Genomic DNA, 15,583 nt, shown 5'->3' on the forward strand with positions numbered 1-15,583 from the left:
TTCAAAGTTTAATATATGCAGTATTCTAGCGACAATAACAATGAGCTTTAGTGTAGGCTAAGTTGCTGTATTTTAAATCTTTAGCTGCTATTGGTCGTCTTCATGTTTAAACTTTCTATTGCTGTTCTATTCGCTCTTGCGGTGTTTGTCTCTCCAACACTGCATGCTAAAACTTTGCTTAAACCAGAGGCTGACAGCTACTTCTCGATTACTGGCGGTAGTGGTATTACGCACTTAGATGATGGCGCAAGCGATGAGCAAAAGAAGCAACAATTCCGCTCATTTGATATTCGTTTTGCTCAGCACTTTCATAAAAATTGGCGTGTAGACTTAATTCATGCCAACGAAGGGCATCCTTATAATCATCATCGAGATGGTTTTTCCGTACATGCCACTTATGTATACTTTCCAACGGACTGGTTTCGTTTAGAGCTTGGCGCTGGGCCGTACATGTCATTTGACACCACTATTGATGAAACGGGATTGGAGTTAAACGAAAAACGCCTAGGTGCGATGAGCACTCTAGCGTTTATCTATCCTTTAAAACGCTTTAGTGAAAGCGCTCACTTACGTTTGCAATTAAATAGCTACCTTATGGCTGCACGACCTAATGGCAACTCGCTGTTGATTGGAGTGGGCTGGGATATTGATAACTCTGATTATCAGCGTAAGGAAACACGTTACCAATGGTTTGATGATGCTTGGGTGTCGATTATCAATACTAAAATTAATCATGGTGGCCCAGAAACAAAGGTTGGATACAGCTTTGATTTGGCAAAACGCTTTCATAATAATTTAGCTTTATCGCTAGGATACATCGACGAAGGGGGCTACAACGGCGCCACCGACCGCAGCGGTATTTCAACCCAGCTATGGAAGGTGATTCCTTTAGGCAAGCGTTTCGAAGGACGAATGGGCGGTGGAGGGTATTTTGTGCTTGATAAAGTTGAGCATACTAGTGCCTACGACTTAAAAGGAATTATTAGCTTTGGGGCTAACTATTATCCTAGCTGGTCATTTTTTGAAGATGGCTATTTGGGTGTAAGCATTAGCCGAGTGATTGATCGAAAGGGTCACCAAGATGATGCTGATCTATTCCGCTTTAGCGTTGGTAAACGCTTTTAGTGACAAAAGGTGGGCTGTTTAGGTGGTACAAAAAACGCGTTGAAGCTTGTTTCAACGCGTTTTTAGTTTTGGTTAGTTCGTCACTACTTAGCAGAGCCGTGGCTTACATCTAAGCTGTAGAAGGTTGCTTGAACATAGTCTTCTGGGTTGCCAGAACGGTTTTGGTTATAAACACCAGCTTTAAAATACATCCACTGATCTTTCAAGCCGTAGCCTGAGTTCTGCATATCAACCTTTTGTACAACGTCAGCTTTTCCTTCGCGGCTAATCGTTACCGTCATGTCAGAGCCATTAATATCAATCTCGTAGGAGAATTTTTCACCTAAGGCGATACCATCATTGTATGACTTTGGAATATCTTTATCTTTTTGCTTCCAGTAATTTGGCTTAGTTGGACCAATCATTGGAAAAATTATGTCGTCTCCACCGTTTGGCTCATGACTAATCCATACCGAACCCGTTTCATGGTTAGGCAGTTTGCGGTAGTAGATTTTAACTGGCTCATCATCTGGGGCATGAATTTGGCCAATAATTACTCGACCTTGTTGCCAAATTTCACCGGTAGAGGTGACGTGATCGACAGATAAGGTCGCTTTTAAGTTACCGTCTACACCCGCCGCATTTTTTAATGACTCAGCCGACTCGTTATGACTAAATACCCAGTTGTTGCCATTAACGCCTTTTGTTTTATGGCTAGTATCACCACAGCGCATCATTTCACGAAGTTCTGAGCGAACATACTTGGTATTTTTAGAGGTTTTAATACCTTGAATCGGTGAGCGAAAAACCAAACCATCTTTGGCTTCGTTTACGTAAAAGTAATCTTCATGCATTGCGCCTTTAGCAATCTCTTTCTCGCTAAACTCTGTAGGGCGGTCACCATTGTCCAAAGACACTGGTAAGGTTACTTTCCAACAAGATAGATCTAATACTTCTGCTGGCGTAGTCGTGGCCGCAGATAGGCTGGTGCTTAGCGCGCCAAGCATCATAACAACAAGAGTTTTTATTTTCATTCGCTTACCTATAGCTTACATTTTGAGTTATTGTACTACAATATGTTCATGATGCTTCTCAAAAAAAGAAGGTCAATTAGCGCGTTAATTATTTGAGACATCAAACTGGATTAGCCCCGATTTTAAGTTCTTAAATGTGGGCGGCTACAAAGTAATAAGCTTGTAGATAGGCGATAAAAATAGCGCTGATCTTAAATTGGCACTATGCCGTTTTTATAAGCTGAGCCTGTAAGTCCCCTTGAAGTTCACTGTTGTATACCGCAATGAGAGAGCCAATGGTGAACGAACAGAGGTGAACTAAGAGAGCTATGCAAGTGAGGAATATTACTTGTGTGGAGTGGCTAGGTGGGTTACTAACTATATAGCAATTAAGACATTTTCAGTATTGTCATGGGTTTAGACCATGAAGTTTACTGATTATGCTCATGCGGCTAATTAAGGGCTGAAAAACTCAGCCAAGTGAGTTCAAGACAATTTATTTGGTCTAAAGTCATTCATTAAGGTAAAGGTAAGGAGCTAGATATGGATTCATCGAAAACGGAAGCGCTACCAACTCAACAAACCTATTCTATTCCTCAAGAAGCATTTGATTGGTATGACGAATATGCACACGGACTTATTGACCGCCGAACTTTTTTAGCTCGTTTGTCTAAGTTGGCGGCAGTTGGCTTTTCAATGGCGGTGTTATCGTCGGCTTTACTTCCTAATTACGCGCTGGCTGAACAAGTGTCGTTTAACGATCCTGATATTAAAGCAAGCTTCGCAACTTTTGCTTCTCCCCAAGGTTACGGTGAGGGTAGAGGGTATCTTGTTATGCCCGCAAATTTAGAGGACAAAGCACCCGTAGTATTGGTTATTCACGAAAACCGAGGGCTTAATCCTTATGTGAAAGACGTAGCAAGGCGTTTAGCTAAACAAGGTTTTATAGCCTTTGCCCCGGACGCGTTATACAGCTTAGGTGGATACCCAGGGAATGATGATGAAGGGCGCAGCATGCAGAAGTCATTAGACCGCAGCAAAATTGAACAGGACTTTTTAGCTGCTGCTCAGTTTCTAAAAAAACATGATGCAAGCAACGGTAAACTTGGCGCGGTGGGCTTTTGCTTTGGAGGTTATGTAGTAAATATGCTCGCAGCACGAATGGGTAGCGAGCTTGACGCTGGAGTGCCATTTTATGGGACGCCGGCGGCCAAGGAGCTTAGAGCCAACATCAAAGCACCATTACAAATTCAATTAGCAGAACTTGATAAGCGGGTTAACGCAACGTGGCCAGAGTATGAGCAAGACCTATTGGCCAACAAGGTTGATTTTGAAATGCACATGTACTCAAAAGCTAACCATGGTTTCCATAATGACTCTACTGGCCGCTATGATGAAGAGAATGCAGAACTGGCGTGGAACAGAACTATTGCATTTTTTGAGCAGCATTTAGTCTAGGGTCTGTTGATCTTTGGTGTTGAAATTTTGTTCGAGATAAGCGGGCTTTAATCGCGACGAGCACTTAGAAGCCTAGTGGGCTAAGCAAGAAGTGCTTAACAAAGAGTAAAGTTCGCTTATCCGAACCCTTTGGGCAGCATTTCTTAGCCATTTATTCAGCGTTAGCGAGTGATTATTAAGCCCACTTAACTGCACACTCACTGCCTTGCCTAAATGGCTAATAAATTGCTGCAAAAACCATCAGCAAAGTTCAACAGGCCCTAGTAATCTTGCCAGTGTTTAGGGTTAGTTTTCACCAAGTGAAGCTAGCCCTATTCTTTAGCTAAAAATACTTGTTCAGTTTTCGGTAGCGCTGCTCAGCAAACTTGCTAATGTAGTTCCAAGTCTGTTCTATGTAGTGAAAAGTTTATGAAAGCACTAAGTTTTCAGCAAAAGTATCAAGCTATGAGTCGCAAAGATGCTCAGTATGAAGGCGTCTTTTATACCGCGGTTAAAACCACCGGCATTTTTTGTCGGCCTAGCTGCAGGGCCCGTAAACCTAAAATTGAAAATGTGGTTTTCTACGACACCGTGCAAGAAGCATTACAGCACGGTTATCGCGCATGCAAGGTGTGTAAACCGATGCAGCCGCTGGATGCTGCACCTTTAGGTATTAAGCAGTTATTGGACAACCTTCAACAAGACAATTTCACGCGAATTCAAGATGGTGACTTGCGTGAGCGAGGCTTAGATCCCGCGCAAGTGCGCCGTTGGTTTAAGAAACATCATGGCATTACCTTTCACGCGTACCAGCGGATGTTGCGGATTAACTCAGCTTTTAGCCAAATTCAGCAAGGCGATAGTGTAAGCAATAGCGCCTTTGATAGCGGTTATGAATCTTTGAGTGGCTTTAACGACAGCTATAAAAAAGTATTTGGCGGAGCGCCTAGTGAACAAAACAAAGCAGTTATCAACATTGTTCGTTTCACCACGCCCATTGGGCCAATGTATGCCTGCGCCACTGATAAAGGGCTTTGTTTATTGGAGTTTACCGATAGACGCATGCTAGAAACCGAGTTTGCCGATCTTACCAAGCGATTAAAAGCGGTGATTTTGCCAGGAGATAATCCGCACTTAGACCAAGTTCAACAGGAAATTGCAGAGTATTTTGCGGGAAGCCGCAAACAGTTTGACGTGGCGCTAGACACCCCAAGCACCGAGTTTAGACAAAAAGTTTGGCAAGGCTTAATGGATATTCCTTACGCCGAAACGCGCAGTTACGGCCAGCAAGCCGAATATCTTCAAATTCCCAATGCCGTGCGAGCAGTGGCATCGGCAAATGGGCAAAATCGCATTAGTATCATTATTCCCTGTCATCGGGTAGTTGGCGCGAATGGTCAATTAACCGGTTATGGTGGGGGAATTCACCGCAAAGATTGGCTGTTAAAACATGAGCAGGCGAATCGCTAAATCTTGTTGTTTTACCGGTAGAAGGAGGGGCGCTTTATCACGGAACAATCGAGCTTAAAACAACAGTTACACCTTTGGTTAGAAGCTCAACAAGGCGTGAACAGCGTGTTTTGGCCAAATGATAAAGGCGGCTTTTATGGCTTTCGCTATAAAGAATGTGAGTTTGCTCATTTTCATCAATCTGGTGAACTTGATCTAAAGCTAGGCAAAAACACTATTGCTAAGTTGGGTTTGGTACGGCCGGTTCGCTCGCTTGTCCATCCCAAACGCAGTGCAGGATCTGCATGGATAGAGCTAGCATTAAGTGATTCGCAAGATCTAGAAAAGATAAAGGACTTGGTGAAGCTGGCAATATCTCAGCTATAGTTGCTCTAGGCCGTGAGTTATAAGCGGTTAATATCTCGACATATTGAAGTTAGCTCATAGTATTCCCGCAAAATAGCAATATAATACTACTATTGCTGATTATAGGTTGTCACCATGCCGCAAACCCTACTGCCAAATATTATTGAGTTCCTCTCGCAAATTTATCCCTTTAATTTGTTGCCACCTAAATTGCAGCGTCAAATAGGGGAGTCGGTGCAAATTACCTATTTGGCGCGTGGCGAAAAAATCAGCTTTGGTAGTGATAAGCAAGAGTGTTTTTTGTACATTATTCGCACTGGCGCAATGGAGCAGCGTAAACCCAATGGTGTTTTACGCTCAAAGTTAGGTGAGGAAGATTTATTTGGTTTTACTTTTTTAGCGCCACTTAAAGATGCATTAGACGGTTACAGTGCTACGGCGATAGAAAACACCTTGTTATACATGGTGCCACACAACCAACTCACTCAGTTACTAGAAGAGCATCCAGAATATGCGGATAGCTTTGCTTCAAAAGCGCGAGTGCGCTTGCAGTCGGCGCTTAATGTGGTGTGGTCAGACAATGAAAAAGGTTTGTTTTTCAAAAAAGTCTCTGAAGTTGCTAGCGGTACCGTGGCAGTTGTTACTGGTGACATGTCTATTCAAGCGGTGGCTAAAGAAATGCGCGAGCAATGCCGTTCATCAACTGCTGTAATCAAACAAAATGGGGTGATTAGTGGCTTAATTACCGACCGAGATATGACCAAGCGAGTAATTGCAGAGGGCTACGACATAAGCTGTCCTATCAGCGAGGTGATGACAACACCAGCCATTACCACCAAACCTAACGATCTTATTCTTACTGCTGCTTCGTTAATGATGGAGCACAATATTCGCAGTTTACCGGTAGTTGAAAACAACCAGGTACTTGGCTTGCTTACTACCTCGCACCTAGTGCAAAAGCATCGGGTACAAGCCATTTTCCTTATTGAAAAGATCAAATACACCGAAAGCATAGAAGGTCTAGCTAAGCTCACTCCCGAGCGACAAGCTATTTTTGAAGCTTTAGTGGAAGGCAAAGTAAGGGTGGAAGTAATCGGCCGCGTAATGGCGATGATTATGGATGCTTACAATCGCCGGCTTATTCAAATGGCTGAGCAAAAGCTTGGTAAGCCGCCTTGTGCGTATAGTTGGGTGGTTGCTGGCTCGCATGCCCGAAACGAAGTGCACATGCTCTCTGATCAAGACAGCGCAATTATTTTGCCAGAAGGCGTGAGTAAATCAGACAAAATCTACTTTACTCACTTAGCCATGTACGTGTGCAATGCGATGGATAGCTGTGGTTACCCATTGTGTAACGGCAAATTTATGGCAGCTACGCCTAAGTGGTGTCAGCCAATTAATGTGTGGAAAGAGTATTACCGTAAGTGGGTTTCTAACCCAGAATACAGCATGCTACTTAACGCTACGGTATTTATGGAAGTGCGTTGTATTCATGGTGATGGCAGCTTGTCTGAGCAATTGCAGCAGTATTTGTACAGTTTGCTAAATAACAATAAAACCTTTTTAAATTCCTTAGTGACAGACTCGGTTTCGGTTAACCCACCGCTGGGTATCTTTAATAATTTGGTTCTAGAAAAAGGTGGTGAACACAGCGAAATGCTCGATATTAAAAAGTACGCTTTGTTACTTATTGTCGATTTAGGCCGAATTTATGGCTTGGCAGTAAACTGCGATGACACTGGCACCGAGCAACGCTTTAACCAAGCAGCCAAGCAACATATTTTGAGTGATGATGCCCTTAAAGATGTATTAGGTGCTTACCGCTTTATTACCCAGTTACGTTTTCGCCATCAACTAAAAGCCTTAAAAGAAGGGCAACAGCCCGACAACTACATCGCACCTAAAAGTTTTGGTAACTTTGAGCGAGAACACTTAAAAGATGCCTTTAGAATTATTGGTAATCTGCAAGATGCAGCCAAGCTGCGTTTTAGTGAGAAGTAATTTTAGCTATGTTTAAGCGTTTTAAACCCATTGAAAAACTGACTAAACAGCGCAGTAAGGCTTTAGCTTCTACACAGTTACCAAAGCAGCTCGTTGAGCTTCTAAAGTCTGAACTACCTAAAGAAAATGAGCTAATAAAAGACCTAGAGTTTTTAGCCTTTGATATAGAAACCACTGGTTTAGACCCCAGCACAGATCAAATCTTAAGCATTGGTTTTGTGCCAATGAAAAACCTGCGGATCAACGTGCAGGATGCAGAGCATTATTTCGTAAATAGCGGCACCCAGGTAAAAGCCGAAACCGCCGTTATTAATCAAATAGTGCCAGAGATGTTAGAGCAGGGCATTAGCCTAGATGCGGCAATGGATAAGCTATTCAAAGCTATGCACAACAAAGTTTTATTGGTTCATGGTCGCTGCGTGGAGCAACAATTTATAGAAGCGTATCTGCAGCAGCGTTATCAAGATAACCACTTCCCAGTGTTATGGATTGATACCTTAAGCATCGAAAAGTCTTTACTCGCGAATGTAAATCGTCAAAAAACCGGAGATTACCGTTTAGCAGCAGTACGTAAACGCTATGGGCTACCAGAATACCCTGGGCATAATGCACTGGCAGACGCAGTAGCCACCGCGGAATTATTACTTGCTCAAAGCAAACGTGTTTATGCGCAAACCCCGCAAGTGATAAGTGCTTTGGTTAAGAACTAAGTTAGCTGCCGGAATACGGTTTCACAGTAAATGGCTGCCCCATTGGTCACCTCATCTGCATTACAAAGCTAAAGCTTGATCATTCTTGATGTTGTCACTCTCTTAAAAGTAAGGAAGCGACAATAAGCTTTGAACAGTATTTGACGCGTTTTTGGGACAATAACGAGTTAGCACTCGGTTAAAATAAGCGACTCTATGGCTTTTTTTAAAGTAAAACTTTGAGTACTACTTATGAACTTCGATACTTACATGTCTCAGCTTGGGAATATGTTGTAACAGCTGCTTATAGGCTATCAACGAACGAGGTGCTTCGCTACTTATTGAGATTACAGCGCTAAGTGACTTCTCTCCGAGGTGCCAAACATGCAAATCTGTGATTTCTATCTCTTCGTCTTTCAAAGCTTCACGCACACGGTTCTCGGTGGTTTGACACTGTTGGTCGAGTAAGTGGCTACTTGTTAATGATATTAAGCCCCAAGCCCATTTACTTATAACTAGAGCTCCCACAATACCCATTACTGGGTCTAACCAATTAAGCCCTGCGTATTTGCCAGCGAGCAGAGCGAATATAGCGAGTAATGATGTTAGTGCGTCGGCTAGTACGTGCATATATGCTGCGCGTAGATTGTGATCTTGGTGAGAGTGGCTGTGTTCTTCGTCATGGTGATGATGGTGATCATCTTTGAGAATCCAAGCACTTACTAAGTTAACTAACAAGCCAATAACAGCAACTAAAATCGCTTGATTAAAGGCAATCGCTTGTGGTTCGAAGAAGCGAGTAATCGACTCAATTATCATGAGAAGAGAAACTACCGCTAAAGCAATTGCACTGGCAAAACCTCCAAGCGAGCTGACTTTTCCGGTACCAAAGCTGAACTTGGGGTTATTTACGTGCTTGCGAGCATATCGATAAACGAAGATAGTTATCGCGAATGCAGCAAGGTGAGTCCCCATGTGCCATCCATCAGCAAGCAAAGCCATGGAGCCAAACCAAGTTCCAGCAACAATTTCAACTATCATGGTAATGGCAGTAAGCGTTAATACAATTAATGTGCGCTGTTCACCTTGATTGGTGTGGTGAGAAAAATCGTGTTGGTGAGCTTGGCTGCTAATATCAAAAGCGGCTTGATGTTGGTGATCCATAAACTTATTTACCATCCCTGTAAGTAAGAATTCTAATAAAAAATAGTAACTGTTCTCACTCTTATTCTCGCAAACCCAATTTATCTATATGATAAGTTAGATCAAAAAAACAGCTAATTTGAGTCACGCTCAAGGTCTTTTCATTCAGTAGTTGTTTACGATTTAGAAAACTAAGGTCAATGCTATCAGCAGACTAGCTGCCAATATCGGCCAAAGCCCAGGCTTGATGTTAGGTTTGCTTGCAATATCTTTATTCTTATAACCACTGAACATAGCTCTCAAGTAACCACGCTTCCTTAAGCAAAAGTATCCAATCGCCAGTATGTGAATTGCGATAAGCGCAAATAAGTAATCGACGTTACTTGAATGGAGGGCTTTAAACCATTCGTAGTATTCTTCGCCCACATAGGCATATAAGGGTCCATCAGAGAGAATGTCATCAGAATTAAACAAGCCTGATAGAAGTTGTATTAACAGCAGTATCCATAAAGCTAGCACCATATAAGAACCGAGGTAAGAGTGGCCAATATGTATTCTTTCTGAGCCGCCCAATTCTTGTTTAAGTTCATCGAGTGCACCTTTAGGATGAAGTTGTAGTGACTTAAACAGCGCGGTTTCACTACCAAAGTAGCCCCAGATGAAACGAACCAGAAGCAAAGCCAAGAGTGCCAAACCTAGCTGCATGTGCAAATCAACTTCATCGTACTTCATACTTAACCACAAGCCGACTAGCAGAGCTAATTGCAGCCAGTGATAAAAACGAATAAACCTGTCCCACACCAAAACTTTTTGTTTAGCATTCATCATCACCCTCTCACTCTTTGTTTTAGGCGCATTAGGAGTCTCGCGAGGCCGCTAATTTATGACGGCCAATAAATAGCTATTTATCACAACTCAATCGAAATTCTTTATGACTTCGTTTGCTGTGCTTCTTCACTGCGATTAGGGTGTTTTTGACGAGTTTCTTGTCATCAATTTGTTGTAGTTGGCCAAATAACACCAACAGTTCATCCATACCTTTCATATAGCTCATATGTGCCATATGGGTATTGTGGTCCATACCTTCCATATCTGGCATGTTACCGTGATCCATACTTGAATGGTTCATATCCGAGTGGTCTACGTTAGCCATCTCTGCCATATGATCATCATGCTCAGCCATGTGATGTTCGTTATCTTGCAATTTCAGTGGGATCAGTTGCTTGGCTTCTTTAGCATTAATAATCAGTTGTGCTGCATGTTGCTGCATAGCTGTCTTATCATCACCTTTGAATGCATCAACGTAGGCTTTAAGCTCAGATTTCATGTCCTCCATAACCGAGCCAAGCTTGGTGTCTTTACAGTGTTCACTGTGGGCATTGGCTGTAACGCTCACAAGCGTAAGGATGGATGCGACAAATATTGAAGCTAGTTTTTTCATAATAAATATTCCTTAATTGTTATTCGTTAATTAGTTTGCGCAGAGATACGCGCTTCCATAAGTAATAAACTGAGGGCAGCACTAGCAGGGTTAATACCACCGCTGAGGCCATACCGCCGATCATCGGTGCAGCAATTCTTTGCATAACTTCGGAGCCGGTGCCTTCACCATACATAATCGGAATCAGGCCTATGATCACCGTGGCTACGGTCATCATCACCGGTCGTACGCGCAAACCAGCGCCTTCAACAATGGCTATGCGTAATTGTTGCTTGGTAATAATGCTGTTTTTGGACAAGGTCTCTTCAAGTGATTGATTAAGGTAAATCAGCATGATGACGCCAATTTCTACAGCTACCCCCGCTAGAGCGATGAAACCCACGCCAACGGCGATGGAGAAGTTGTAACCCAATAGGTACATGAGCCAAACGCCGCCAATCATCGCTAAGGGCAAGGTGCCTAGGATTAGTAGCACTTCACCCACTCGCCTAAAGGCCATGTACAACAGCAACATGATGATGGCGAGTGTTGCCGGTACCACCACTTTCAAGGTGGCTTCTGCGCGTTCCATGTATTCATATTGCCCTGACCAACTGACTGAATAGCCCGCTGGCAGAGTTAGATGCTCTTGCACGTACTGCTTAGCATCTTGTACGTAACTGCCTAAGTCACGGCCTTCAATATCAACGAAGATCCAGCCATTAGGGCGTGCGTTTTCGGTCTTAATCATCGGAGGCCCGTCTTCAACGTAAACCGCTGCCACATCACCAAGGGTCAATCGCAGTCCACTTGGCGTGACCACTGGTAATAGTTTTAGTTGCTCTACGCTGTCGCGGTAACGCTGGGGATAGCGTAAGTTGATTGGGTAACGCTCTAAGCCTTCCACTGTCTCAGACACATTCATCCCGCCAATGGCTGTAGAAACAACGGCTTGCACATCGGCGATGTTGAGGCCATAGCGAGCAGTTGCAATTCGGTCGATATCTACTTTCACATAGCGTCCACCTGCAACACGCTCAGCGTATGCAGAGGCGGTGCCAGGAACTTGGCCAAGGATATCTTCAATGTCTTTACCAATGGTTTCTATTACACTGAGGTCTTCCCCTGATATTTTGATGCCAATAGGCGTTTTGATCCCAGTCGCAAGCATATCGATACGGGTTTTAATCGGCATAACCCAGGCATTGGTCAAGCCTGGAAAGTTCACCAGTTTATCAAGCTCTTGGCGTAGCTTGTCGGTGGTCATGCCCTCACGCCATTGCTCACGGGGCTTAAGCGTAATAAAGGTTTCAATCATGGTGAGAGGAGCTGGGTCGGTGGCCGTTTCAGCACGGCCTACTTTGCCCCATACTCGTTCTACTTCTGGCACTGTCTTAATCAGCTTATTGGTTTGCTGCAAGACCTCTCGCGCTTTACCAATGCTTACCCCAGGATAGGTGGTTGGCATATACATCAAGTCACCCTCGTCCAATGGCGGGATAAACTCACTGCCAATCTTGTTGACAGGGTATAAGCCCACACCGATAAGGCCGACAGCGATAAGCAGCACCAGTACTGGCGCTTTCAAGCCGAGGTTGAGGAGTGGCTTATAGCTGGCAATCAGAAGCCGATTCAAAGGGTTCTTATGCTCGGCTATCACCTTACCGCGTATGAAGTAACCCATTAGTACCGGCACTAGCGTAATAGCCAAGCCAGCGGCCGCAGCCATGGCGTAGGTCTTGGTGTAGGCCAAGGGCGAGAACATCTTGCCTTCTTGGCCATGCAAGGCAAAGACTGGCACGAAGCTGAAGGTAATGATTAGCAAGGAGAAGAACAAAGCTGGTCCCACCTCTGAAGCCGCTTTGCCAATCACTTCCCACCTGTTGGCATCCGTAAGCTCGGTTTTCTCCATGTGCTTGTGCACGTTTTCAATCATTACGATGGCTCCATCAACCATCGCGCCAATGGCGATGGCGATGCCTCCCAACGACATGATGTTGGCGTTGATGCCCTGCCAACTCATCACGATGAAGGCGATAATGATCCCCACGGGCAAACTAACCAATACCACCAGTGAGCTGCGGATATGGAACAGGAAGGCCGCACACACTAAGACCACTACAACAAACTCTTCAATCAATTTGTCTTTGAGGTTTTCTACAGCACGTTCAATCAAGCCAGAGCGGTCATAGGTGGTGACAATTTCTACGCCATCGGGCAGTGAAGTGCTCAAACTGTCTAGCTTGTCTTTAACAGCTGCAATGACCTGTTGGGCATTTTCCCCGTAGCGCATCACCACTACGCCACCGACCACTTCGCCCTCGCCATCAAGCTCTGAGAGCCCTCGGCGCATCTGTGGCCCTATTTGAATATCGGCAACATCACCCAGTAGCAAGGGGGTACCTTGTGGGTTGAGCTTTAATGGTAATTGTTGCAAGTCTTCGACTGAGCTGATGTAGCCACTACTGCGTACCATGTACTCGGCTTCACCCATTTCAATCACGCTAGCGCCGGTCTCTTGGTTCCCTTGGGAAATCGCATTCTTTAGCTGCGGCAGGCTCAGTTGGTAGGCACGCAAGCGATCGGGATCGATGCTTATCTGATACTGCTTCACCATTCCACCGACCGTTGCTACCTCACTGACACCAGCAACCGTTTGCAGCTCGTATTTCAAGAACCAATCCTGAATACTTCGTAACTGACTAAGGTCATGCTGACCGGTGCGATCGACCAAGGCATAGCTAAATACCCAGCCAACCCCAGTAGCATCAGGCCCTAGCGCGGGCTTTGCTGCTGCCGGCAAATTAGGTGCGACTTGCGATAAGTACTCTAGTACCCGCGAACGTGCCCAGTAAATATCGGTACCATCTTCAAAAATGATGTAGACATAGGAATCACCAAAGAAGGAGTAGCCACGCACGGTCTGCGCACCCGGTACTGATAACATGGCGGTGGTCAAGGGATAGGTAACCTGATCTTCAACCACCTGTGGAGCTTGGCCTGGATACGAGGTCTTAATGATGACCTGCACATCTGACAAGTCCGGGATGGCGTCGACGGGCGTATTTTTGATGGCGAAACCGCCGTAGACCAAAATAGCGAGCGTCGAGACCAAGACTAAAAAACGATTGTGTATCGACCAACGAATAATACTAGGGATCATTACTGCTCTCCCTCTTCATCATCAAAATCCAGCCAATCCAAATCTTCATCCACTAAGGTGCTTGTATCGATATCCGCATTTTGCTGTGGACGATGCCCCATCTGTGAATGGTCCATGTTGCTGTGATCCATTTGAGAATGGTCCATCGTGCTGTGTTCCATATTGCCGTGGTCCATTTGAGAATGGTCCATCGTGCTGTGATCCATACTGCTATGGTCCATTTGAGAGTGGTCCATGGTGCTGTGATCCATACTGCCGTGGTCCATTTGAGAGTGGTCCATGGAGCTGTGATCCATACTGCTGTGGTCATGACCCATCGCTGATTGCTTCAATGCATCAGGATTCAAGTCACCTGGAACAAGCTTGGAAATGGGAAACTGATTGTCTTGTTTGTTAATGGTAAATTTGAGTTCTCTTCCCGGCACGATCTGCTCGGTAATTTCAGCCTGTTCCAATGGAAAGTCCATCACCATACCTGGCCATTCCCACTCAGGTACGGGTTCATGGGCAATAGTGAGGGTTCCGTCTTTTACCGCCATTACCACACCACTTGCCACTACCGACTCGGTAAGCCGATCTGGGGGGCCAATGCGACTGAAATCAGCGCTCAAGCTAGATTCAGAATCCAACATAAATTGGGCACTGGTCACGATAGTGTCACCACTCATCAAGCCTTCAAGTATTTCCACTTGCCCCTGGCTTTCGCGACCTACTTCAACTCGTACGCTTTGATACTTTCCTGCGCCTCGTTTCATTACTACGCGATCAAAGCGGCCGCCTCTAATCACCGCTTCGCTAGGAATGGTTAATACTTGGCTCGCTTGTGCCGAGGAGACACTGACTCGAGCATACATATTTGGTTTGAGCCGCTCGTTGTCATTGGCAAACTCCATGCGAACACGCAGGGTGCGAGTTTGCGGGTCAAGGTTGGGATAGATGTAGTCAATTTGACCTTGCCAGGTTTGTCCGGGGTAGCTATCCACACGCATTTCTACTCGGTCACCCTGCGCCACTAAGCCTGCTTGCGACTCGAATAATTCACCGATTAACCAAATGCTGTCCAAGGCTCCGGCATCAACTAGCGTGGTAGTGGGGGTAATGTAAGCGCCTTCCCTAACACCAAGCTTAGTGATGTAAGCTGAGCTAGGGGCATATAGTTCAATTAGCTGCTCGCTACGACGCTTATTGGTCACGCGCTTAACTTGCTGAGCTGACATGCCCAGTACATTGAGTCGAGTCTTAGCTGACTCAATCAAACGCTTATTACCCATGTTCAGGGCATTGAGTAAGTCATCTTGGGCCTTAACCAACTCCGGAGAGTAAATAGACATAAGGTATTGGCCTGCATCAACACGCTCGCCCTCTGCTTTTACCGCCAGCTTTTCAACCCAACCAGCAACCCTGCTATTAAGTTGCCACTGGGTATTTTCGTTCAGGTTTAGTGTGCCCACGGTTTCAATGGCCGTGGCGAAACTGTTCAGCTCAACCTTGGCAGTTCTCACTCCTAGGTTATTCTCAACACTCGGGTCGATAGTGACTAAGCCGGGTTGGCTAGCAGATTGACTCTCCTCAAAAACGGGAATGAGGTCCATCCCCATTGGTGATTTACCCGGCTTGTCACGGCGATAGTTAGGGTCCATTGGTGCTACCCAGTAAAGTGGCTCAGCTTCTCCCGAGGTATTGAGGTCAGCGTGGCTACCCGCACTATACTGGTGCTGTATCAAACTATTTGCGAAGTAACCTCCGCCCAAGCCAAGGGCTAGAAATAGACTGCTTAATACAAATTTATTCATTCGGT

Annotated in this window: 12 protein-coding genes; 6 read left to right on the plus strand and 6 right to left on the minus strand. The window is 45.0% G+C overall.

The window, feature by feature from the left end; translation table 11 throughout:
• Positions 1 to 102 precede the first annotated feature (102 nt).
• On the plus strand, positions 103 to 1,125 hold the full coding sequence (locus OV592_RS09505) for a hypothetical protein (protein ID WP_406611209.1): 1,023 nt from the start codon (positions 103 to 105) through the stop codon (positions 1,123 to 1,125).
• An 83-nt stretch (positions 1,126 to 1,208) separates the two neighbouring features.
• Here the strand turns inward: OV592_RS09505 and OV592_RS09510 are convergent, their stop codons facing one another.
• A complete protein-coding gene (locus tag OV592_RS09510) occupies positions 1,209 to 2,138 on the minus strand; it encodes a polysaccharide lyase family 7 protein (protein WP_406611210.1) in 930 nt (309 codons plus the stop codon).
• A 522-nt stretch (positions 2,139 to 2,660) separates the two neighbouring features.
• Here OV592_RS09510 and OV592_RS09515 point away from each other — a divergent pair.
• From OV592_RS09515 to OV592_RS09535, 5 genes are all read left to right on the plus strand, one after another.
• Positions 2,661 to 3,575: a dienelactone hydrolase family protein gene (locus tag OV592_RS09515; protein ID WP_406611211.1), complete on the plus strand. Its 915-nt coding sequence runs from the start codon at positions 2,661 to 2,663 to the stop codon at positions 3,573 to 3,575.
• A gap of 408 nt (positions 3,576 to 3,983) precedes the next feature.
• Positions 3,984 to 5,024: a bifunctional transcriptional activator/DNA repair enzyme AdaA gene (locus OV592_RS09520; protein ID WP_406611212.1), complete on the plus strand. Its 1,041-nt coding sequence runs from the start codon at positions 3,984 to 3,986 to the stop codon at positions 5,022 to 5,024.
• Between the two features lie 36 nt (positions 5,025 to 5,060).
• Positions 5,061 to 5,390 carry a luciferase family protein gene (locus tag OV592_RS09525; RefSeq protein WP_406611422.1) on the plus strand — a complete coding sequence of 110 codons (330 nt, stop codon included), beginning with the start codon at positions 5,061 to 5,063 and terminating at the stop codon, positions 5,388 to 5,390.
• 114 nt (positions 5,391 to 5,504) lie between these two features.
• Complete coding sequence (locus tag OV592_RS09530) at positions 5,505 to 7,370, plus strand: putative nucleotidyltransferase substrate binding domain-containing protein (protein ID WP_406611213.1); 1,866 nt, start codon at positions 5,505 to 5,507, stop codon at positions 7,368 to 7,370.
• An 8-nt stretch (positions 7,371 to 7,378) separates the two neighbouring features.
• Entirely contained in the window at positions 7,379 to 8,080 is a 702-nt protein-coding gene (locus OV592_RS09535) for an exonuclease domain-containing protein (RefSeq protein WP_406611214.1), read from the plus strand.
• Between the two features lie 225 nt (positions 8,081 to 8,305).
• Here OV592_RS09535 and dmeF read toward each other — a convergent pair whose 3' ends face one another.
• The 5 genes from dmeF to OV592_RS09560 all read right to left on the minus strand — a co-directional run bounded on the left by dmeF (position 8,306) and on the right by OV592_RS09560 (position 15,578).
• Positions 8,306 to 9,223, minus strand: a complete 918-nt coding sequence (gene dmeF, locus OV592_RS09540) for a CDF family Co(II)/Ni(II) efflux transporter DmeF (protein ID WP_406611215.1) — start codon at positions 9,221 to 9,223, stop codon at positions 8,306 to 8,308.
• A gap of 162 nt (positions 9,224 to 9,385) precedes the next feature.
• On the minus strand, positions 9,386 to 10,030 hold the full coding sequence (locus OV592_RS09545; protein ID WP_406611216.1) for a cytochrome b/b6 domain-containing protein: 645 nt from the start codon (positions 10,028 to 10,030) through the stop codon (positions 9,386 to 9,388).
• Positions 10,031 to 10,103: 73 nt separating this feature from the next.
• On the minus strand, positions 10,104 to 10,643 hold the full coding sequence (locus tag OV592_RS09550; RefSeq protein ID WP_406611217.1) for a copper resistance protein CopA: 540 nt from the start codon (positions 10,641 to 10,643) through the stop codon (positions 10,104 to 10,106).
• 19 nt (positions 10,644 to 10,662) lie between these two features.
• Complete coding sequence (locus tag OV592_RS09555; protein WP_406611218.1) at positions 10,663 to 13,785, minus strand: efflux RND transporter permease subunit; 3,123 nt, start codon at positions 13,783 to 13,785, stop codon at positions 10,663 to 10,665.
• Positions 13,785 to 15,578, minus strand: a complete 1,794-nt coding sequence (locus OV592_RS09560; RefSeq protein ID WP_406611219.1) for an efflux RND transporter periplasmic adaptor subunit — start codon at positions 15,576 to 15,578, stop codon at positions 13,785 to 13,787. The genes OV592_RS09555 and OV592_RS09560 overlap by 1 nt, the downstream gene beginning before the upstream one ends.
• Positions 15,579 to 15,583: the final 5 nt, after the last annotated feature.

Source organism: Agarivorans sp. JK6, from assembly GCF_045277145.1.
GTDB classification, from domain to species: domain Bacteria; phylum Pseudomonadota; class Gammaproteobacteria; order Enterobacterales; family Celerinatantimonadaceae; genus Agarivorans; species Agarivorans albus.